The following is a 21848-nucleotide window of genomic DNA, read 5'->3' as shown; positions in this document are numbered from 1 at the left end:
TAGCGATTCAGCGCACAGCTTCGATGAACCGCAGATGCCGCGAAAGAAAAATCCGCGGACCCTGTATTTTACAGGAGTTCCGCGGACTTACCGCCGAAGCGCGGCCGGGAGTGCGTCGTTTCCGATACCTGGTCCGATGACATGATGGAGTGACGTGTTGCAGTGACGTGTCGCCGTGAGTCGGCCGAGGAATGCTCCGCTGTTCACCTGAGAATAGCTGCCTGCCGTATCCCACATCCCTTTCTGTCTGCCGTATCTGGTGGCTGTCTGCCTCTGGACGTTCTATGAAAACCGGCGGTCATCGAGCTGTTTGCTGCGGTTCAGGCCGTGATCGTGTCTGCAGGTGCGTCCTGCGCCTCTTCCGGCGCGCCGTCCTTCACCGCATCGCTTTCAGCGTCTGTCTTCGTTTCGGGTTCTGCAGCCAGTTTCTGCGACTCTTCGCGCCTCATCGATTCAACGAACACCTTGAACGCTTCGAGGAACCGTCGCGCAGCTTCGTCCGTCCCGATATCCGGTGATGTTTCGGAAGATGCCGTCTCTTTCTTGTTCGAAATCATCACGATCTGCCCGCCCATGACGTTTCTCGGCAGGGGCTTCGTCATCGACGCACCGGGAGTCAGGCCGGAACCGCTCATCAACTCGGAGACGATCGACGATGCCGAGCCCCCCAGGCCGCTCAGGCTTCCCAGCCCGCTCAGATTCCCGCCGATGCCGTTCCCCGATCTGCCGCCGTACTGGAGCTTCGCGAGAGCGATGTTCGTCATATACGATGTGTCGAATGCCGTATCAGCCACGCTCGAGAACGCGGACCTGGAAGCGGATGATGAAGAGGTGCTTCCCGGCCAGAACGGGCCGTTGTTGAGCGACTGGACGAGCGACTGGAGACCGGTTTTCGCCGATTCGAGCAGCGAGCCGAGGTAGGAGCCGACCTGACCCGCGTCGTTCCGAACGACGGATTCGGTTCCGGCCAGCAGGGCCTGGACAGGATTGCCGCGCCATCCGCTTCCGTTCAGAAAGACGTCCGAGATCCGTTCCGCGACGTCGTGGAACAGGCGAACCGCCGGAGATTCGACCTTTCCCACGTCGTCCGCAACCCGCACATACCACGAGAAGTAGATTGCATACCCACCACTTTTTGTCGCCGAGGCCTCTGAAGATTCCGCGGTACCAACGATCGGGTCCGCACCCTTTTCTTTCCGGCATCCGCTGCAGTCGGAGTCGGAGTCGGAAGATTCCGCCTTCGGGGCGACATCCGCCAGGCCAGCCGCGTCCGGCTGAACCGTCTCTTCGGATGTCTTCGCTTCCCCCGCGGCGGCCGCGTCGAGAACCGAACGGAAGTCGCCGGCCTTCTGCTCCTGCGCCGTCTTTTCCTGCGTCGCGACCTTGGGAGCCATGGAAGCCACAACATTCTTGACGAGCATGGCCTTCGCCTCCTGTCGTGAAACCGGCCGTTCTTTTCGTCGATCCCGCCCGGGTGCAGGGCGGGCTATCCGGTTTCCCTTACTTCTATAATTACCTTCGTCACAACGATGGCATATCTGTAATCCGACAGGAGAACGTTTTCAGCTCATAACAGGCCGTTATCTCGCGTTTTCTCGCAATTTCGCCCGGCTTTGCCCTGAATGAACTTTATTTCAATTCACCGCAGGTGATCCAACACCCGGCGGACGGCTGCGGCGAGATCGCGTCTGGTAAAGGGTTTGCTTATGAACTCCCTGAACCCGCACGCTTCGGCTTTGCTCGCCACCTGGGCCGTGGCGGTTCCCGAGCAGAGGATGAGGGGCATATCGTTTCGCAGGCGCAGAATCTCCGCAGCCAGCTCGTATCCCGTCATCTGCGGCATGAAGAGGTCGGTGATGACTAGGTCGATGGCCCGGGGATCGGATCGGATGAACTCGAGGGCGGCCGCGCCGGTCGTGCAGGTTTCAACCTGATATCCCTGTAGCCGGAGCATTTCCCGCACGAGGAATGTCAGGCCGGCATCGTCGTCGACGAAGAGAATCCTCTCGCAGCCGCATGGAATCGGCTCTTCGCCGGCGTCTCCGAATGTTTCGGGTCGAGACTCCATCTGCGGGAGATACACGTCGAAGGTGGTGCCGACCCCCGGTTCGCTGGCGACGTCGATCGCACCGAGATGACTTTCAATGATGCCGTGCGAGATCGACAACCCCAGTCCGGTTCCCTCGCCCTCGCTCTTGGTCGTGAAGTAAGGATTATATATTTTAGACAATATTTCAGGCGTCATTCCGCAACCGGTATCCCGTATTGTCAGTTTCGCATACTCGCCCGGGGCCAGGCCGGGAAGCAGCTTCGCCTGTTCCGGGGAAAGCGTCACCCGCTTCAGAGCCACGTGCAACACCCCGCCCCGTTCTTTCATCGCGTGAAAGGCGTTGGTGCAGAGATTCATCACGACCTGGTGAATCTGGGTCGCGTCGGCGAACGCCACGCAATCGCGATCGATTTCCGGGCGAATTTCGATCGTCGCCGGCAGAGCCGAGCGCAGGAAGGAGAGAACCTCTTCGACCACCAGATGGAGGGCGAGCGGCACGCGTTCCTGTTCAGACTGGCGGCTGAACGCAAGAATCTTCCCGACGAGCTGTTTCGCGCGCTCGGCGGCCGGCAGGATCCCGCCCAGATGTTTGGCCGCGGGGCTTCCGGGAGGGATCTCGTGTGCGGCAAGTTCGGCAAAGCCCATGATCGCCGCAAGCAGATTGTTGAAATCGTGAGCGATCCCGCCCGCCAGTGTGGCGATGGCCTCCATCTTCTGGGCCTGCCTGAGATTCTCCTCCATGCGCACCTGGTCGGAAACGTCGACGAACGTGACGACCTGGTCGCCGTTATCGAGAAACGATGGATGAATCCGCACCTGCCTGATCGCCCCGTCCCGGCATTTGATCCGCACCATCCAGCTTTCCGGCTGACAGCCGGAAGCCTTGGCTTCCTGCCAGCGCCTCGTGACGTTCTCGCGGTACCCGGCATCCGGATACGCCTTCAGACGCCAGGCGGCCAGATCAGGGAGTTCTTCCAGCGCATACCCGAAGAGTGCGACGAAACGCGGGTTCACATACCTGAAGGCACCGTTCCGGTCGAGCAGGATCACGCCGATCGGAAGTTCGTCGACGAGTCTCTTGAAGCGCCGTTTTTCCTCCTCGAGGTCCCGCGCCGACAATTCGGCCTCGAGCATCTTCTGCTCGAGCTTGTGAACAAGCCGCTCGTTATACAGCCTGAGCACGTCCTCTTCCGAAGCGGAAGGCGCCGTTTTCGCGGGAAGCGCCTCCTTCCGGATGACGTTCCGTATCTTCGCCAGGAGCTCATCGGGCTCGGTCGGTTTCCGAAGGAACAGGTCGGCACCGAGCCTGAGGGCGAACGCCTCGTCCTGCGGGCTTGTATATGTTGCAGTATAGAAGACGAAGGGAATCCTCCCGAGCGCCGCGTCGGCTTTCACCGTCTGGCAGAATTGGAACCCGTCCATGACCGGCATCAGAATATCGCTGACGATCGCGTCGATTCCGCCCGCACGGAGTTTTCCGAGAGCATCCCTGCCGTTTGCCGCGCTCTCGACCTCGTACCCGTTTCCCGCGAGAAGGGCTTCGAGAAGGTATCTTCCGTCCTCTCTGTCATCAACGATCAGTATCTTCACGGCTTACTCTCCCCGACGGCGTTCGGACAGGAAGGCGCTGATCTCGCTCACGAAGGTTTCAGGATCGATCGGTTTTTCGATGTATCCCGTTGCCCCCGCCGCGAGAATGGTCTCCCGGTCCCCGACCATGGCATACGACGTCACGGCGATGATGGGAATTCCGTCCAGCTCAGCATGTTTTTTCAGTTCCGCGGCGACGGCGTATCCGTCCATTCCCGGAAGTTGTATATCTAATAATATAGCAGCAGGCGCAAGCTCCAGCGCAGTCTTCACGGCATCCCGCCCGTTCCTGACGCCGACGGTCTCGAAGCCTCGTTTTTCCAGCAGGAACTGCATCAGGTAGAGATTCTGCTCGTTGTCCTCGATGATCAGCAATTTTCGGCTCATCCCCTCTCCTTTGGCAGCCGAGGCAGACGAATGGTGAAGGTGCTGCCGCGGCCCGGCTCGCTCTCGACGTCGATCGTCCCGCCCATCAGCTCCAGCAGTTTTCTGGATATCGAAAGGCCGAGGCCGGTACCTTCGAACTTTCTCGTCAGCCCGGAATCGACCTGCTGAAACGGCTGAAACAGCCGTTCAAGATCCTCCCCGGCGATGCCGATGCCGGTGTCGGAAACAGCCACCGTCAGGGTGTCGCCATCGATGGCCCGGCACCGGATCACGACGCTGCCCCGCTCGGAGTATTTTACCGCATTATTGACGATATTGAGCAGAATCTGCTCGAACCGGCGCTGGTCGGCCGTCACCTCGAACAGTTCGCCGGCCGTTTCCAGCCTGAGATCGAGTCCCTTCTTCTCTGCCGCCGGATGCATCATCCTGACCGTTTTCTCCAGGGAGACCATCGGATCGAAGCGCGTCGGCGAGAGCTTCAACTGACCGGCCTCGATCTTCGAGATGTCGAGAACGTCGTTGATCAGATCGAGCAGATGCCGCGAGCTCACCTGCACCATGGTCATCTGTTTCGTCTGCTCCTCGTTCAACGGTCCGGCGAGGCCCTGCAGGAGGATGCCGGTGAACCCGATGATCGAGTTGAGCGGCGTCCGGAGCTCATGCGACATGGTCGCCAGGAAAGCCGATTTGATGCGATCCGCCGCGCGTGCCTGCTCCATCGCGGACTGCAGTTCCGAGGTCCGTTCGACGACGCGCCGTTCGAGCTCCTCGGAGTGACGGCGCACCTGGTCGTACAGGCGCGCGTTCTCCACCGCGAGGGCCAGCGGTCCGCAGATGTCCCAGACCAGGTTCCGCTTCATCGGATCGAGCCGGGCGATCGTGCGCGAAAAAACGCAGAGGACGCCGACGGTGCCCTCCCTCGCCTTCAGGGGAAACGCGGCAAACAGGCGGATGCCGCTCCGGCGAAACTCTTCCCGCGTCACGAGGGGGTGCTCCGACGCGTTCTCCTCGAAGACGGACGGCTCGTGAAGCTGAGCCGCAACCCCAAGCAGGCCTTCCCCGAGATGGACCGGCTTTGCCTTCAACATGTTCTCGAGGCCTTCCGGGGCGTTGACGATGACGCGCAGCTCGAGCTCGTCGGTGTCGCGATTCGTGAGGCACAGCAGGCCGCCGTCGATGCCTGTCAGATCGCGGACGCCGTTGAGCGCGTTGACGATGACGGCATCGACGTCGAGCCGCGTCGCGGTGTCGCGCAGGATGCGGTCCATGACGATCATCTGCTCGTTGGCCTGTTTGAGTTCGAGGGTTCGCGCCTGCACCTGCCGCTTCAGCAGGAAGCTGCCGCTCAGGCTGATCAGAAGGCCCGCGATGCCGATTCCCGCGGCGGCCCTGACCCAGTCGGGAATCCGGAACGGCGCCTCTTCCGATAGCCAGCGTTTCATCGACCGATAATAGGCTGATCCGGGATCTTCCTTCATCAGTCGAAGCCGGCGGTCGAGAGCCATCAACATATCGTCGCCGGATCCTTTCGGGGCGGCGAAATACAGCGTCGAGGGCTGGAAGATGACGGCGGTGTCCTCGACCCCATACCGCCGGAAGTGAGTCATGCCGTAAAAACTGTTCGCAACGGCCGCATCAGCCTCGCCTGCCGCCACCGCCGCAAACACCCGGTCGTAGTCGGGGAACTGGATGATCGTCGGCTTCAGCCCGAACTCCGCGGCGAGTTTCTCGAACGCCGCCTGCTGGATCGATCGTTCGAGAACAGCGATGCTCCGGCCTTTCAGATCGAGGATCGATTTGATGCCTGAACCGGGCCGGGCGTAAACCTGGGCCCACGAGGACATGACCGGCTCCCGATGGAACGCGTAGATGCGCTCCCGTTCGGCGGAAAACGCCACGTCGGGCATGAGGTCGATGTCTCCGCTCGCCAGACGCGCCAGTCCGTCGGTCCACGTTCCGAAGATATATTCGAGCCGCCAGCCTTCGTCGTTCGCGACCTGTTCGATGATATCGACGAAGATGCCGGATGGCCGGCCTGTTTTGGACAGGAAAATCTTCGGTTCGTTCTGGTAGACGCCAACGCGAACGACACGGGGTTCCCCGGCGAAGGCGACCGTTTCGCCAAGACACACGGACAGCAGAAAAACGGCGAGACACCCGCCAAACCAGGCGTATCGCCTACGCCGCTGTACAAGCCTTCTTCCGATGGCCCTTCATCCTCTCGAACGCATTCTATCTTTATCACTCTGCCACCATCGCAACCGCTTGTCAACGAAACGGACGGAGAAACGGCCGGTCGACACTCCCTCGCCCCGGGCCTCTGCCGTTTCTCAGTTTTCGGCTGACCACAAAGCCGATATCAGCCGACTGCCGGAAGGTCGACTATTCGAGGGCAACCTGGTGCGGCGGGGCGTGGCGGGCCTTGTCGAACTCGCCTTCCCAGATCGCGACGATGACGGTCGCGAGGCAGTTCCCGATCACGTTCACCGACGTGCGGGCCATGTCCATCAGCTCGTCGATGCCGAGGATGATGAAAATCGGCTCGATCGGCAGGTTGAACGAGGCGGCGGTGCCGAGCAGGATAACGAGCGAGGCGCGCGGCACGCCGGCGACGCCCTTGCTGGTGAGCATCAGGGTGAACACCATCATCAACTGCTGCCCGAGCGTCATCTGAATGCCCGCCACCTGGGCAACGAAGATCGCCGCCATCGACAGGTACAGCGACGTGCCGTCGAGGTTGAAACTGTATCCGGTCGGCATCACGAACGCGACGATGGATCGCGGCACGCCGAACTTTTCCAGCGCTTCCATCGCCCGGGGAAGCGCCGCTTCCGAGCTGGTCGTCGCGAACGCGATCGAGACCGGCTCGGCGATGGCTTCGGCGAACTTGCGCACCGGAACGCCCGCCAGCAGCGCGATCGGCAGCAGAACGCCCCCGACGAACACGAGCAAGGCCGCATACAGGGTGGCGAGCAGCTGGAACAGGTTGACGAGAATGCCCAGGCCCATGTGGCCGACGGTATAGGCGATGGCCGCCCCGACGCCGATCGGGGCGTAATACATGATGATGCCCGTGAACTTGAACATCGTCTCGGCGAGGCCCTCGATGACCTCGAGCAGCGGCCGCCGCTTCGCCTCGGGCAGCATCGCGAGGGCGAAACCGAACAGGACGCTGAACACGACGATCTGGAGCACTTCGCCGTCCGCGGCGGCCTTGAAGATGTTCTCGGGGAAAACGTGCAGCACGACCTCGGCGAACGTCTGCGGCTTCGCGGCCTTGAGTTCCTCGCCGGGCGCGGCCGGCGGCATCTGCACGCCGACTCCGGCCTGCGAGATGTTGATCGCGGCGAGGCCGATGAACAGAGCGATCGTCGTGACGACTTCGAAGTAGACGAGCGCCTTCACCCCCATGCGGCCGACCTGCCGGATATCGGCATGGCCGGCGATGCCGACGACGAGCGTGCTGAACAGCAGCGGCGCGATGATGGTCTTGATCAGCTTGAGGAAGATCTTGCTCAGCACGCGTGCCTGCACGGCGATTTCCGGCATGTCGTGCCCGATTTCCGCGCCGACGAGCATGCTCAGCAGAATCCAGGCCGTGAGGGAACGCCGGCCGGCTGCCCACAGCCCCAGGCCGACAAGGCCGGCCCAGCGCGCCGCAACTCCGATCGCCGGCGGCAGGCCGGCGGCCCAGGATATGCTTGCGATCGCCCCTGCGATGAGGGCGATGATGATGCCTGTTCGTTTCATGCGAGATCCTCTGGGGGTGTCGTCCAGCCAACCCGGAGTACACCCCGAGGCCCGACGCGGGCGAAGTGTACCATGGTCCCATTTTCCTGACAACCAAAGGAGCCGGCGGCACCCGTTCTTTTCAACGCAAACCCTCGCCACGCCTTCGTTAGCCGCACCGTCCCGTCGTCCTGCCGCCCGCTCGTGTGGACGGGTCACGGTTTTTTCCCTATACTCAAAAGATCGGGAAGGAATTCTCCGCGATTCTGCACCCTCCGAGGAGGAGATTCCATGTTGCATCGAAAAACGACCGTCGCCATCCTGGTTCTGCTGACCGGCATCTTCGCCGGGCCCCTCGCCGCCTCGCCGGAATCCGCCAGGGCGGTCACCGACCGCTATCGTTCGGCGTACCAGGCATATCGGACAGCGATCGAGAAGGGAGCCTCCGTCGAAGACCTGCGGAAATATCTCGATGATTATATTTCAGCAAAGGCTGCGTATGAAAAAGCCGTCGCGCCCGCCAGGACCCCGGCGACGGCCGTCGCGGCGAATACCGGGGACGCACCGATCGCCACCAACCTGGATTCCTCAGCGGAGTCCGGCGCTTTCGCAGCCGCAGGCCATGACTCCGAGCCGCCGACGGCTTCCTGCCCGGCCGAGTTGCAAAAGACCGTAGAGGAGCTCCGGGAGGGAAAAAACCGGGACAAGGCCGAGGAGTATATGGCCGAGCTCCAGGCCTACATCGAGAAGCATCCCGGCACCTCCTCGGCCGGATACGCGAAGTACGAACTGGCGCGCGCCTACGAAACCATCAAGAACGACCCGATCCGGGCGGCCGAACTGTATGCCGAGATCGCCGGCGATCCTGAATCCACGATCCTGGCGGCGCTCGCGAAGCGCCGGTTGTCCTACCTCCAGGCTCAGGCTGAACAGCCGAAGTGGAGGCAGTATCTCTCCGACAAGTTCAGAAAGATGGAAGAGACCTATACGAAATACGTCCGCACGTCCTGGCTCGCCTTCCCCGTGAAGATCACCCGGTTTTTCGAATACCTGGGGAAATTCGGGTCCTTCAAGAAGGCGCAGTCGGACGAAAGCGACTTCCAGCTCCGCTTCGAGGCGATCGCCGCGCCCTTCGTCGGCACCGTGGACCAGGTCTTCGAGGAGATCGCCGTCTCCGGCGAGAGCCGCGACGACGAAGGCCTGGTGCGGCTGCTCAACCTCAACACCGAATCCTGGTTCGCGCGCTGGAAGCTTCTGAGCGAGGCCCGCGAATCGATCGACGTCCAGTATTTCATCATCGACACCGACGTGTTCGGCATGGCCATGATGGGTCTGCTGTACCAGAAGGCGAAAGAGGGCGTGAAAATCCGCTTCATGACCGATTCGCGCGGCAGCAACAAGATCTCCCACTGGTTCATGGGGAAGGATTACCTCGAAGAGCTCGCCGCGTTCCCGAACGTGGAGATCAAGATCTTCAACCGCATCCGGCAGAACCTGGTGACGATGGTCACGGACATCCGCCGGGTCATGGCCAGCAACCACGACAAGATCGTCGTCGTCGACGGCCGGTATGCGATCGTCGGCGGCCGCAACATCGCCAACGAGTATCTCGTCGACAAGGAAGACGACAAAAACGCCTGGCGCGACTGCGACATCGTCATCGACAGCCCCGCGGCCGCCGGCAAGCTCGCCGACGCCTTCGCCGCCGAATTCACCAACATCGAGGCGAAGCTCGTTCGCAAAGACCTGATCAACCTCTCGAAGAAGAACGACGTTCTCGAAACGGCTTCGAAGGCGATGAACGCCTGGCTCACCTCCGGCAGGTTGCTGGCTGCCGCCGCCGTTCCTTCAGACTGCGCGAAATCGCTCAAGAAATTCAACGACGAGCTGAAGACATACCCCCGGCTGAAGGCCTATTCCTCCTTTGACACGTTCGCAAACGCCCACGCCTGCCCGATCCGTATCATCGACAAGAGTTCCCTGGTCGGCGCGCAGAACGATATCACGAGATATATCGTCCGCCTGATCGACGCTTCCAGAAGGGAAGTCATCCTGCAGAATCCCTACGTCGTTCTCACGCCCCGGGCCGACGCGGCGCTGAAGCGGGCGGCGAAGCGCGGGGTCAGCATCCTGTTCCACACCAACAGCCCGCAGACGTCGGACAGCTTCCCCACGGAGGCCGTCATGCTGGCCGAGTGGAAGAACCTGCTCCGTGAAATGCCGACCTGCAGGATCTTCGCCCAGATGGGAACCGGCCAACTCCACGCCAAGACCTTCGTGTTCGACAGCACCGTCGGCGTCGTCGGCACCTACAACCTCGATTACGTCAGCGAGCAGATCAACTCCGAGGTGATCGCCGCCATCCGCTCGAACGGCTTTTCCAGGGAACTGCGGGCCGGCATCATGGCCGACCTCGCCAGCACGAAGGAGTATCGCCTGGCCACGGGCGACTCCGCCGAGTTCGGCCCCAACGATGTCCAGGGGAAGAAGATGTGGCTGATCCGGACACTCTCCAAGATCGAGTGGTTGAGACCCCTGTTCTGACCCTTCCTACCAGGGCGATCCGCTGATGACGCTGATGAAGCGAAGAAGATGTCGCAGATGATCGGTTCGTCTCCGTGAAATCTCTGTGTCCGCCGTGAATGCTGTGATTCAGCGGTTGTGAAACCTGATGCGCCTGCCTGCATAACGGGGCGGTCAAACGTCCGCCATCCATGGTAAACTCTCCCCGGGTTCCCATTGTGGAGAGCGGCGCGAGAAAGCGCCCTTTCGCAGGCACGAGAAAGACGGCGTCGAAGGCTGTTTCCTGACGAACCGAGCCCACGAACGCCGCGGAAAGAGGGAGGGCAGGATGAAGGTTCTCGGAATCAACGGAAGCGCTCGGAACGACGGCAACACGGCCCTGCTGATCAGGGAGGCGTTCAAGCACCTCTCGGCCGAAGGGGTCGAGACGGAGCTCGTGCAGCTCGCCGGCACCCCCGTGCGCGGCTGCACGGCCTGCGGTTCGTGTTACCAGCGCAAAGACCGGCGGTGCGTGATCACGACCGATCCCGTCAACGAGATCATCGGGAAGATGGAGCAGGCCGACGGTATCATTCTCGGCTCCCCGACCTACTTCGCCGACGTGAGCGCCGAGATGAAGGCGCTCATCGACCGGGCCGGCTACGTCGGCCGCGCCAACGAGAGCATGTGGCGCCGCAAGGTCGGCGCGGCGGTCATCGCCGTGCGCCGTTGCGGAGCCATTCACGCGTTCGACACGATCAATCACTTCTTCCTGATCTCCGAGATGATCGTCGTCGGATCGAGCTACTGGAACATGGGGCTGGGCCGCGAGCCGGGCGGCGTGAACGGCGACGACGAAGGCCTCGACACGATGCGCACGCTCGGCAGGAACATGGCCTGGCTGCTGAAAAAGCTCGGAAACTGACCCGGCTCCCGCGACGGCGGAGCAGGGCCCCGGCCATCATACATTTGACACAGTATAATATCATATAAATTATGCCAAACCCGCTCGTCGTCACCGGACTCGTCAAGGAGTATCGCGTTCCCGGCGGCCCGCCGTTGCGGGCCGTCGACGGTATCTCGTTCGAGATCGCCGGGGGCGAGTGTTTCGGCCTGCTCGGCCCGAACGGGGCGGGCAAATCGACGTCGATGCAGTGCATCACGGGGTTTTACCCGCCGACGGAAGGCAACGTGAGGCTTCTCGGCCATGACGTTCACGCGGCGCCCCGGCAGGCGCGCGCGCTGCTGGGCGTGTGCCACCAGGACGACACGCTCGACACCGATTTCACCGTCTTCGATCAGATGGTCCGCCACGCCTCGTTTTTCGGCATCGATGCGGAAACAGCCGGCCGCAGGGCCCGCGAACTGCTCGGCCGGTTCGACCTGGCCTCCAAGGCGGACGTCCTGGTCGAAGCCCTCTCGGGAGGCATGCGGCGGCGGCTCCAGGTGGCCCGGGCCCTGATCGCGGAGCCGCGCGTCCTCGTTCTCGACGAGCCCACGACCGGTCTCGACCCGGAAGCCCGGCGGGTGCTCTGGGCCATCATTGCCGAGTTCCGCCGGTCCGGCGGCGCCGTCCTGCTCTCGACGCATTACATGGAAGAGGCCGAGAGGCTCTGCGATCGCATCGGCATCATCCATCGCGGCCGCATTCTCGACTGCGCGACCCCGCCCGAGCTGATTGCCCGCCACGTGCCGGTCGCCGAGATCGAAGAGGAGATCAGGCCCGGCGTCTGCTGGAAGCGCCCGCCCAACCTGGAGGACGTCTATCTGAAGCTGACCGGTCTCTCGCTCGATGCCGACGAGAACGATGACGGGACGGAGCATCCGCAGATGCGCCCTGCCGAAGCCGTCGAGGGGCTCCGCCCATGACCTCCTGGCAGGCGATCGCGACCGTCTGGCGGCGGTATTTCGCCGTGTACGAGAAGAATTTCTGGTTCGGCATCGTGACGACGTTCGTGGAGCCCCTGCTGTATCTGGTGTCGTTCGGCATCGGCGTCGGGGGCCTCGTCGGCAGCCTGACGTCCGAGGGAATCGCGATGAGCTACCGGCAGTTCGTCTTCGCCGGGATCGTCGGCCAGACGATGCTGTTCCAGGGCTTTTTCGAGGCCGCCTACGGGGGCTTCGTGCGCATGTATTACCAGAAGGTGTTTCAGGCGATCGCGGTCACCCCTGTCACCATGTCGGAAGTCTTGTGGGGCGAACTGTTGTGGGACGCATCAAAAGCGACGTTCGCCTCGGGGGCGGTTCTCGCCATCGGCGCGCTGGCCGGGGACTTCCGCCTCACCGGCGCGCTTGCGGCCCTTCCCGTCGTGTTCGTCGGAAGCCTGCTGTTCGCCGCGATGGGGCTGCTGGCCGCCGCCCGGGCGGCGACGATCGACGAAATCTCGTATCCGCAGTTCCTGCTGATCTTTCCGATGTTTCTGTTCTGCGGCGTCTTCTTCCCGCTCGACCAGCTTCCGACGGCCCTTCAGGCCTTCGCTTGGTGCCTGCCGCTGACCCCCGTCATTTCGGTCATCCGCTCGCTGACGCTCGGAACGGCTCTCACGGCGACGTCCTTCGCGGCCGTGGCGCTCTGGACGGCTCTCCTGGTGCGCCTCGCCCGCCGCTCCATGCGCGACCGGCTCGTGAAATGACGGAGCCAACATGACATCCCGGCAACGCAATATTATAATTTTATATATATTTATTTGTTCGTTCCTCGTGACACACATTTCGTCTGCCGAGCGAATTCTCGTCGTCGCGCCGCACCCCGACGACGAGGTCATATCCCTGGGAGGATGGCTGGCGGACCGGATCGCGTCGGGCGCCGAAGCATGGGCGGTTCTCATGACCGACGGGGAGGCTTTTCCCAAGGCCGTCCGCCAGAACCGACTCTCGAGATGGCCGATCATACGCGCACCCGCGTTCCTTCAACTTGGAAAGCTGCGAAGGAACGAAGGCCGCCGGTCACTGGACATTCTCGGCATTCCGCCAGAAAGGCGCTTCTTTCTCGGATATCCGACCAACATGTTGTGGAAGCTCTTCCATTTCCCAGCCTCCACCGACCCCGTTCGATCGAAAGCCACCAAACAACGGTTCGGCATCGCCGAGTGGCCCGTCGGCGAAGAGAAGACGCATCCGTTCACCTATTCCGCCTGGGCGGCCGATATCGACGCGATTCTCTCGAAGGTTCATCCGGATATCGTTCTCGTCCCCGTTCCCTTCGACACGAACACGGATCACCAAACCGTGACGAGGATGGTCGCGCAACGGCTGAAAGCCTCGAGGCTCCGCCCGGCCCTGATGGGATATCTCGTCCACATCGTTTCGAGGCATCGGTATCCCCGGCCTCTCGGGTATCATCCGAACGCCGTCCTCACCGTCCCCGCCGGGTTCCCTTCACCGACGATCCATATTCCCTCGGAAAACGGCATGGCGGTCAAGGAGCGGGCGCTCAGGGCGCATAAAACCCAGCTCAACCTGAAGGACGGGTTTCTACTCGGTTTTCTCAGGAAAAACGAAATTTTCTGGCCGCTCGACCTGGAGACGCTTTCCACCGTTCCCCAAGAGGAAATTCGGATGGAAGGTCAGGAAACGCTCGAAAGCGAAACGATTTCCCGCTGACCGTCAGTCCGGCCCCGTTGCGTTGACGAGTTTCAGAAGCGGTTCGGTGTAGACGCTTTCGATGAAGTTGCCGCATACGACGCCAAGCAACAGGACCACCGCGAGAACTCCGGTCGTGGTCAACTGGTACCAGGCGAAACTCGTGGGCCCCTGCTGACGTCTGGTGACTGCCACGCCGGCGATCACCTGAGCACCGTAGACGAGCAGGAAGAGAAGTCCCACTCCGATTCCGACTCCCACGATTTTGTATGACGCCAGAAAATCACTGTAGCCCAGGAGCACGATCACCCGGGAGGAAAACTCCACTTTCAACCCCAGGAAAATATCTTTCATTCCCTGCGCCCGGAGAGGGTAGTACAGGAGACACCGGCCAATCTGGGCGACGCACCCGATCCAGAGCAGGAGTTCGAGCTTCATGAGTGCAAAAATTTCCACGTTCGATGGCAGGCGGGGAACGACGGAGGGCTGGTTCGGGGAAGCGGGATGAGGGGTCTGGTTGTCAGTCATGGGTGCACCTCTGAGGAATGATACTCATTTCGGAGTATATTCCACCCGGCCGGTGAATGAAACTTCTCTCATGCGGGCAGACGTTTGCCGGAATGTGTCCTGCAAATCGCCAATTTCGGATTCCTCTCTCGCATGGAAAAAGGATTCTCCATGGAATTTGAAGGTCAAAAGAGAAACCGAGGAGAATGGTGAGGTAAAAGAGCAACACACGGATTGGAGGAATTCCGCATGTTTTATCCCATTTTTCCCCGGCGGTTTTCCTGTACCCTTTCGCTTCATGCAAATGCTTTCCAAATCATGCTTTTTTCGCACGTCAACGGATTGGCACGCTACGTGCATAATAGGTTATAGTATCTTATGGATCGGTTTCCAGAACTGTCGGCAAAGGAGATACGTATGAAATATCGATCAGGGTTGATGGTGTTCATGATGCTCTTTTTCTGTTCATCTCTCGTTTTCGGCGCAGGAAGCTTTTTTGAATCGGCGAACCAGGCCGAGGAAGCGGGAAAGGCCGTGAAACCGCAGGACGCTCCTCCGGTTGACGATGCAAGCCTTGCAGGAGAGGAAGAGGAGCCCGGCAACTCGAAGATCGACAAGGACCGTGAGAAGGACAGCCCGGCCGATCACGACAACGGCAAGGGCAACGACGACAAGGTCGCCAACGACAATTCTCCGGCCGACAAGGACCGCCAGAAGGACAGTCCCGCTGATCACGACAACGGCAAGGGCAACGACGACAAGGTCGCCAGCGACGATTCCCGGGCAGACAAAGACCGTCAGAAAGACAGTCCCGCCGACCACGACAACGGCAAGGGCAACGACGACAAGGCGGCGAAGGACAAGAAGGTCGTCGATCCTTCGAAGCCCTGCGACAACGACGAGTTCGATCCTTCGGGAAAGGGCAATCCCGGCACCATCGGCGGCTGTTCCGACAAGGAACTCATCTCGATTATCGACAAGACCTGGAACATCAAAGTCACGGGCTGGCAGTCCCGACTCGATCTGATGAACCACGGTTTCAGCTGGTCGCATTCGCACCTCTTCGAAATATATCGCACGCTGTATGTTCTTCCCCGCATGTTCTTCGTCGGCAACCTCAACCTCTGCTGGAGCAAATGCATGCCCTCATGCAGCTCGATCTGCCATCTCCAGGGGAGCTCGATTTTCTTCTGCAACTATGCCCCCATGCGGGAGGGCTGGCTGAGCGTTCTTTTCATCCGCGAGATGGCGCGACACCTGTTCCTCAGCAAGGAGTTCGCGTATCTGCGCGCCCAGTGGATCAAGATGTTCTGGCTCGATGAGCGGGTCATCAAGATTCAGCCCCCGTTCAAGTTCGTCTGCAAGACCCCCGACGAGGATTTCGGCGAATCGGTGAAGAGCTACTGGTGCTGCGGCGACTGGTTCCACTCGCGCGACCAGGCCAGGTACGAGTTCGTCCATCGCCTGGTCATGAAGGGGAAAAAGTTCAGCTGGGGCAACGGCGGCTGCGGCTGTGACGAGAGCGATGCCGACGTCGGCGCCGAGCCGAAGAAACCCGTCGCGACCGCCACGAAGCAGATCGGCAACGGCGACCACGGCGCCTCCGGCAAGATCGATCTGAATGACAAGAACAAGATCGACAACGCCAGCAAGGCCAACAACACCCCGAAACAGACCACCCCGGCCGTGAAAACGACCACCACGGTGACGAAGACGACCACCGTCACGGTCAAGACGACGGCCACGACGACCGTCAAGCAGCCGGTTCAGCCCGTGAAGCCGGCCGTCGCCCCGGTCGTGAAGCCCGTCGCCCCGGCGCCGGCCAAGCCACCGGCCCAGCCCGCAAAGCCCGTCGCAGCTCCCTCGAAGACCCCGGCCACGGGAAACGGTGATCACGGTGCTTCCGGCAAGGCCGACCTGAACGACAAGAATAAGGTCGACAATGCAAGCAAGGCCAACAACGCCGCGACACAGGCCGCGAAACCGGCCGCCGCCCCCGCTGCGAAACCGATCGTCACAACGCCCGTGAAACAGACGGCCCAGCCCGCGAACGTCTCGACCAAGACCCCGGCTTCCGGGAACGGCGACCACGGAGCCTCCGGCAAGGCCGATCTGAACGACAAGAACAAGGTCGATAACGCAAGCAAGGCCAACAACGCCGCAACCCAGGCCGCGAAACCGGCCGCTGCGTCTTCCAAAACGTCGAACGCCTCCCAGGGCAGCTCTGCGGCCGCCCCGACGAAGACCTCGTCCTCCGGCAACGGCGACCACGGAGCCTCCGGCAAGACCGATCTGAACGACAAGAATAAAACCAACAACGCAGCCACCGCCAACAATTCCGCTGCCAAGGCAACCGGTTCAACCAAAAAGTAGCCTGATCAACCAGGAAGCGGCGACCAGCGCACGCATTGGTCGCCGCTTCTCTTCGGAAGCGATATATCAATATATATACATTCAGCGATATCTGTAGGTTCTCTCAGGCGCAGGGGCACATGCAACAGAAACTGACAAAAGAGTCGATCGTCTCGGCCCTCCAAGGTCGGAATCCCGACGACGCGGTTGCCTTTCTGCAGCAGATCTTTCTCGCGGCGCCGGACTGCATGGATGCGCCCCTGCTCGACTCGATCCAGTCGCTTGCGGCCCACCAGGATCTCGGCGTGCGGTTTTGGGCAAAGAAGGTCTATAACAAGTACGCGTTCCAGTTCTGCCGCGACGAGCCCGAGCGGTTCGCGGAAACCGCGGAAGAAGACAATCTGCCGCTCGAACTCCTGATCAAGTTTCTCCAGGATGTCCGCCATTCCAGGTTCCTGGCGCTGAAAGTCCTGAAGAAGATCTGCCGGAACGGCTCTCCGAAGGCCCTCGAGGCTCTGACCGCCCATCTCAAGGCAACGCCGGATACGTTCCAGATCTCGTTTTTGACGAAAAACCTCGGCATCCACTTTCCATCCGACAGTCTGATCCCGCTGCTGACGCCGTATCTCACCCACGGCGACCACCGCGTGATCGCGAATACGATCGAAGGCCTCGAAGCGATCGGCTCCACGCGATGCTTCGAGATCATCTCGCAGTTTCTCAAGCACCGGAACAACCGCGTCCGGGCGACGGCCGCCAAGGCGCTCGCGAGCTACGATTCCCGGCGCACCCACGACATTCTTACCAAGATGCTCGGAACACGAGGCCAGCCGCACATCGTCATCTCGGCCTGCCATGCCGCCGCCGAGCTGCGTGACTCGCGTTTTTTCCCGCATCTTCTGGAACTCCTGAACGACGACCTCGTGCTTGACGACGCCCTCGCGGCGATGAAATGCATCGACGAACCGCGCACGCTCGAGATGCTCCGCTCCCGGATCGACCAGATGGAAAGCCGGCTCGAGCGCATGCGGCGGCATCTTCCCGGCCTGCCGCAGGTGCTGGCGTCGAACGAGACGCTCGCGATTCTCCGCAAGAGCCCGGCCGGGGCCTGGCTGGCAAACCTCGAATGGACCGAATTCGTTTTCAACAGGGTCACCGTTTTCGCGTTCGCCGTTCTGCTCCTCGTCTTTGCGGGCTCCGCCGTCGCCGGCCGGTTCCAGAATCCCCAGGCCAGGAAGGCGCGCGAGGAGCTGGCGAAACAGCAGATTCCGCTCTCGGCGGCCGCGTTCAACAAGGCCATCTCGGCCAACAACCGGCAGGTCATCGACCGGTTCCTCCAGGCCGGCATCAAGCCGAATCTTCGCGACGCCAACGACGCCACGCCCCTTCACGTCGCCGCGTATGCCGGAAACACGGGCCTGATCGAGCGTCTCATCGCCCTCGGCTCCGACGTCACCGCCGCCGATGCCAAGGGCCTCACACCGCTCCATCTCGCCGCCTCGCGCGAGGTCGCCGAGCGGCTGGTGAAAGCCGGCGCAAGCCCGAACGCCCGCGACGCGCTCGGCAGAACCCCGCTGCACGCGGCGGCCGAAACGGGAGCGACCGACATCATCGAACTTCTGCTCACGCGGGGGGCGGATATCAACGCCCAGGCGCGCGACGGGAACACGCCGCTTCACCTCGCGATTCTGAAGAAACGCCAGAAAGCCGCCCTGTATCTGCTCGCCCGCGGAGCAAGCCCGGAGATCCGGAACCAGGCAGGTCTTTCCCCGCGCGCCATCGGCCTCCCGACGTCCGTCGAGCGCACGGGCGCGGCAAGGTAGGGAACAAAGGAGCCTTCCCATGAAGCTCTTCCATCGCAGGGCAGGGTTCACGCTGATCTACGTGCTGTCGATCGGGGTCACGCTCCTGATCCTCGGAACGGTGCTGTTCAGGCTGGTCGGCCGCCATCAGGAGGAGATCCGCCACGTCGCCGACGCCCAGTCGGCCCATTACCTCGCCGAAGCCGGCATCGGGTTTGCCATCTGCGAAGTGCGAAAGTCGTTCGAGGAAGGGAATACGGCGGGCCTTTCCCCGCTGGCGAAAACCATCATCGAGAACCCCTCAGTGCCCGAAACGTCGATCGTTTCCCTGTTCGACCCGTCCTGGAACTACCGGCTGGCCGCCTGCGCCGCGGAAGTCGATCCGTCGGCATCGCTTGAGGTCGACGCCTGGTTCACGGGCTTCCAGGCCGCCGAAACCAACCCCGCCGCCTGGAACGATCCCGTTTCCTGCCGAGGCTTCCTCGCCATCAAGGCGACCGGCTCGTGCAAGGGCGTTTCGAGAACGGTCGAAGTGCGACGGCCCGTTTTCGCCGGCAGCCTCCTGCCGCCGGTGTCGACGAAGTTCACGCTTCGCGCGCACAACGCGGCACAGGGCCGGCCCGAGCGATTCAACACGCTGAGCAACGATTACGACGGCCGGCACGTGGAAGGCGATCGGCCCCTGATGCTCTATCATCACCCGCTTCCCGACGACACGCTGGCCCCGCAGGCGCCGAAGGAAGGGGAAGAGCCCGCGAACGTGTTCGAAAACCGCGGCTGGGTCTGGCTCGGCGGCGGCCAGGTGCGCCTGCACCTCACGTCGGGCGCTCTCGATGCCGGCGAACTCTTCCAGCTCTACGCCATCCCCGAGCCGGGAAAGCCCAAGGTCATCCGCTTCACGACGCCCCCTTCGCTGCTGCCGCCCGCCTTTTCGCAGTCCCGCAGTTTCCCCTGGGACAGGCCGGGCGGCGCCCCGGAGCGCGTGACCGGGTATGCGTTCGGCCACGACTTCCTGCTCGACGGCTTCCACGACCGCAGCACCTCGCTCGAGCACAACGCCATGTATGAAGGCAACCTGATCTCGCCCGACCAGGTCGCGAACTACGGCGCGAAATCCTCTTCGCTGCATGTCTTCGGCGACTGCCGCGCAGGGTTCCAGTCGCGCACGAAGGTGATAGGAAATGTATCTACTGCTATTCTTCGTCTCGGCCGGCTCGACGTGAAGCCCGAGGAGCCGGACGTCGCGGCGATCTTCGCCGGCACGAAGCCTTCGCCGCAGTATTTTCTGCCGGCCTGCGAGACCGGCAAATTCAAGCCGGAACAGGTCCTGGCCGAGTTTCTCAACCGCGCCGTGGGCGGCCCCGTGGCGCGCAGAAGCGAACTGTTCCCGACATACGAGGATTACTCGGAACACATGTGCAGCATCGTCGAGTTCCCGACGGCGTATCTGTACAACTTCATGGGCGGCGTCTCCCTGCCGTCGGAACAGCGCACCTACCCGCCCGCCGCCTCGCCTCTCGCATACGACGACGGGTCGGACCTGCAGCTTCGCCGGAACGAGACCCTGCTGTATCGCGGGCCCGTCAAGGCCCCGCAGACGGTCGAGGTGATCCGCAATCGCGTCATGGTCGAGCTCTCGACGATCGACGAGTTCTGGGAGCGGTTCTACAGGCCTGATGAACGCGTGCTCCGGCTCGACACCACGGTCCGCATCGTCAACAGCACCCGCGACCCGCTCGTTTTCCCGCCGTCGAACCTCTCGGCGCCGCTCGTCGTCGAGGGTTCGGGCATGATCCTGCTCGAGCGCGGGAACGTCGTCTGCCGCGGAAACCGGCTTCCCAGCCGATATTCGGCCGTCACCATCGCGGCCCCCGAAGCCGAGACGGTCACCATGGAACAGTCCGACCTGCATCAGCTCAACATCCTCGCTCCCAAGGCCCGCCTCGTTCTCGCGACCCCCTGCCGCATCAACGGCTCCGTCGACGTTCGCGACACGCTTCCGACGGCCGGAACCGGCAAGGGCGGCAGCATCGCCTGGCGGGAAATCCAGGACCCCACCCGCACGTCGGCATCGGGCGACGACTGGCGGGCGTTCATCCGGGCCTGCGTGAGCGACACCGACAGGAGCTGGTATGACTGACAAACGCGGCTTCACCATGATGGAACTGCTGGCGGCCCTGTTCCTGCTTGCGCTGTTCCTCGGCTCCGTCCTGTATCTGCTGCAGGCCGGCACCCGCACGATGTCGATGAACCAGGACGATTTCACGGCCCACTGCGCGTGCTACGAGCTGATCGAACAGGTGCTCTCGCTGCCCTGGAAAGAGGTTCCCGTTGGCGTGTTCGCCGACGCCGACCTGCTCGACGGCCAGCCGCTCGGCTCTGGAAGCCGGCTGTTACGGCTGAGCCCCGTCGGAACGTCGGCGCGGCGCATGGAAATCACGGCCGTCGACGACCCGCGCGGCCCGGCATACAAGAAGATCACGGTCACCCTGACCTACCCGGTGATCGCCGGCAGCCAGACGCTGCGACAGTTTTCGAGGACGGTGCTGTATGCAAAAGAAACGCTTTGATGCACCACGAGGCGGTTTCACCCTCATCGAACTGCTGGTCATCTTCGGCATCGTCGTCCTCCTGCTCAGCGCGGCGATTCCGGCTTTCACCCAGTTCCGGCGCACGTTCTCGAGCGGGGAACAGGTGAACGAGGCGGCCCGTCAGGCGACCCTGCTCGTCGAGCACCTGCGCAACGACCTGCACAATGCGGCGCCGCCGTCGGACCTGACGAAGCAGTCGTTCCGCCAGGTCATCCGGTGCACGCCGTCGTCACTGGAATTCCCGGTATTCGCCGACGGCGCCGGCAATGCCGGCCTGGTGCGGTATGAAATCATCGGGAAGAACGTGCAGAGAACGTTCACCGGCGAAACACCCCGGATGCTGGTCACGGATTCCCTCGCAAGCCTGACCTGGACGCTGTCCCAGGATGGCGACCACCCCGTATCGGGCTTTCAGGCCGGCCGAATCTGGGTCCACGTCGAAGGCATGTTCGGCCGAAACGACCCGCAGGGCCGGGTCCTCGGCTCGGTCCCCGTTTCCACGAACCTGTTCCCCGTCCGCTGGAACCGCATGGTTCAGGGCCACCCCCAAAACTGAGGAGAACAGCTTCAGCACAGAGAACCAATCCGCAGATGACGCCAATGAAGCAGATGTCGCAGATGAAATGCTCTTGGCGTTCTTACGGTGATGCAATTTGTCGGCATATCTGGTACTGTGCCGGAGCCTCTCAGGTTTCGGGATCGAACGGCCGACATACGTTTCACGCGCCGCCGCTCCCGGAGACGTTCGCCCGGGGG

16 protein-coding genes are annotated in these 21848 nt (G+C 62.2%); 10 read left to right on the top strand and 6 right to left on the bottom strand.

The features are described 5' to 3' along the window. Positions 1-320: 320 nt before the first annotated feature. The 5 genes from PLU72_13535 to PLU72_13515 all read right to left on the bottom strand — a co-directional run bounded on the left by PLU72_13535 (position 321) and on the right by PLU72_13515 (position 7777). The gene (locus tag PLU72_13535) at positions 321-1421 is read right to left on the bottom strand and encodes a hypothetical protein (GenBank protein HOT29202.1); all 1101 of its coding nucleotides are present in this window, start codon (positions 1419-1421) and stop codon (positions 321-323) included. Between the two features lie 218 nt (positions 1422-1639). Next, entirely contained in the window at positions 1640-3640 is a 2001-nt protein-coding gene (locus tag PLU72_13530; protein HOT29201.1) for a response regulator, read from the bottom strand. Between the two features lie 3 nt (positions 3641-3643). Further along, complete coding sequence (locus PLU72_13525) at positions 3644-4027, bottom strand: response regulator (protein ID HOT29200.1); 384 nt, start codon at positions 4025-4027, stop codon at positions 3644-3646. Further along, on the bottom strand, positions 4024-6159 hold the full coding sequence (locus PLU72_13520; protein HOT29199.1) for an ATP-binding protein: 2136 nt from the start codon (positions 6157-6159) through the stop codon (positions 4024-4026). Before PLU72_13520 ends, PLU72_13525 begins: the two co-directional genes overlap by 4 nt. A 250-nt stretch (positions 6160-6409) precedes the next feature. Continuing rightward, the gene (locus PLU72_13515) at positions 6410-7777 is read right to left on the bottom strand and encodes a cation:dicarboxylase symporter family transporter (GenBank protein HOT29198.1); all 1368 of its coding nucleotides are present in this window, start codon (positions 7775-7777) and stop codon (positions 6410-6412) included. Positions 7778-8047: 270 nt separating this feature from the next. Between PLU72_13515 and PLU72_13510 the strand changes: the two genes are divergently transcribed. The 5 genes from PLU72_13510 to PLU72_13490 all read left to right on the top strand — a co-directional run bounded on the left by PLU72_13510 (position 8048) and on the right by PLU72_13490 (position 13861). Beyond that, the gene (locus PLU72_13510) at positions 8048-10300 is read left to right on the top strand and encodes a phospholipase D-like domain-containing protein (GenBank protein HOT29197.1); all 2253 of its coding nucleotides are present in this window, start codon (positions 8048-8050) and stop codon (positions 10298-10300) included. Positions 10301-10607: 307 nt separating this feature from the next. Then, complete coding sequence (locus PLU72_13505) at positions 10608-11183, top strand: flavodoxin family protein (GenBank protein ID HOT29196.1); 576 nt, start codon at positions 10608-10610, stop codon at positions 11181-11183. A gap of 71 nt (positions 11184-11254) precedes the next feature. Continuing rightward, the gene (locus tag PLU72_13500; protein HOT29195.1) at positions 11255-12127 is read left to right on the top strand and encodes an ABC transporter ATP-binding protein; all 873 of its coding nucleotides are present in this window, start codon (positions 11255-11257) and stop codon (positions 12125-12127) included. Beyond that, entirely contained in the window at positions 12124-12891 is a 768-nt protein-coding gene (locus PLU72_13495) for an ABC transporter permease (protein ID HOT29194.1), read from the top strand. Before PLU72_13500 ends, PLU72_13495 begins: the two co-directional genes overlap by 4 nt. Positions 12892-12901: 10 nt before the next feature. Next, positions 12902-13861: a PIG-L family deacetylase gene (locus tag PLU72_13490; protein ID HOT29193.1), complete on the top strand. Its 960-nt coding sequence runs from the start codon at positions 12902-12904 to the stop codon at positions 13859-13861. Positions 13862-13864: 3 nt separating this feature from the next. Here the strand turns inward: PLU72_13490 and PLU72_13485 are convergent, their stop codons facing one another. Beyond that, on the bottom strand, positions 13865-14368 hold the full coding sequence (locus PLU72_13485) for a hypothetical protein (protein ID HOT29192.1): 504 nt from the start codon (positions 14366-14368) through the stop codon (positions 13865-13867). Between the two features lie 396 nt (positions 14369-14764). Here PLU72_13485 and PLU72_13480 point away from each other — a divergent pair, with 396 nt between their 5' ends. The 5 genes from PLU72_13480 to PLU72_13460 all read left to right on the top strand — a co-directional run bounded on the left by PLU72_13480 (position 14765) and on the right by PLU72_13460 (position 21648). Next, the gene (locus PLU72_13480) at positions 14765-16720 is read left to right on the top strand and encodes a hypothetical protein (protein ID HOT29191.1); all 1956 of its coding nucleotides are present in this window, start codon (positions 14765-14767) and stop codon (positions 16718-16720) included. 119 nt (positions 16721-16839) lie between these two features. Continuing rightward, positions 16840-18522, top strand: a complete 1683-nt coding sequence (locus PLU72_13475; protein HOT29190.1) for an ankyrin repeat domain-containing protein — start codon at positions 16840-16842, stop codon at positions 18520-18522. Between the two features lie 19 nt (positions 18523-18541). Then, the gene (locus tag PLU72_13470; protein ID HOT29189.1) at positions 18542-20641 is read left to right on the top strand and encodes a hypothetical protein; all 2100 of its coding nucleotides are present in this window, start codon (positions 18542-18544) and stop codon (positions 20639-20641) included. After that, entirely contained in the window at positions 20634-21071 is a 438-nt protein-coding gene (locus tag PLU72_13465) for a prepilin-type N-terminal cleavage/methylation domain-containing protein (GenBank protein HOT29188.1), read from the top strand. Before PLU72_13470 ends, PLU72_13465 begins: the two co-directional genes overlap by 8 nt. Then, positions 21052-21648 (top strand): hypothetical protein, encoded by a 597-nt coding sequence (locus PLU72_13460; GenBank protein HOT29187.1) that lies wholly within the window; start codon positions 21052-21054, stop codon positions 21646-21648. The genes PLU72_13465 and PLU72_13460 overlap by 20 nt, the downstream gene beginning before the upstream one ends. Positions 21649-21848: the final 200 nt, after the last annotated feature.

This window comes from Candidatus Ozemobacteraceae bacterium (genome assembly GCA_035373905.1).
In the GTDB taxonomy this organism is placed as follows: Bacteria; Muiribacteriota; Ozemobacteria; order Ozemobacterales; family Ozemobacteraceae; genus MWAR01.
Note: the sequence above shows the minus strand (reverse complement) of the source record. Positions and strands in the feature narration are given on the sequence as shown.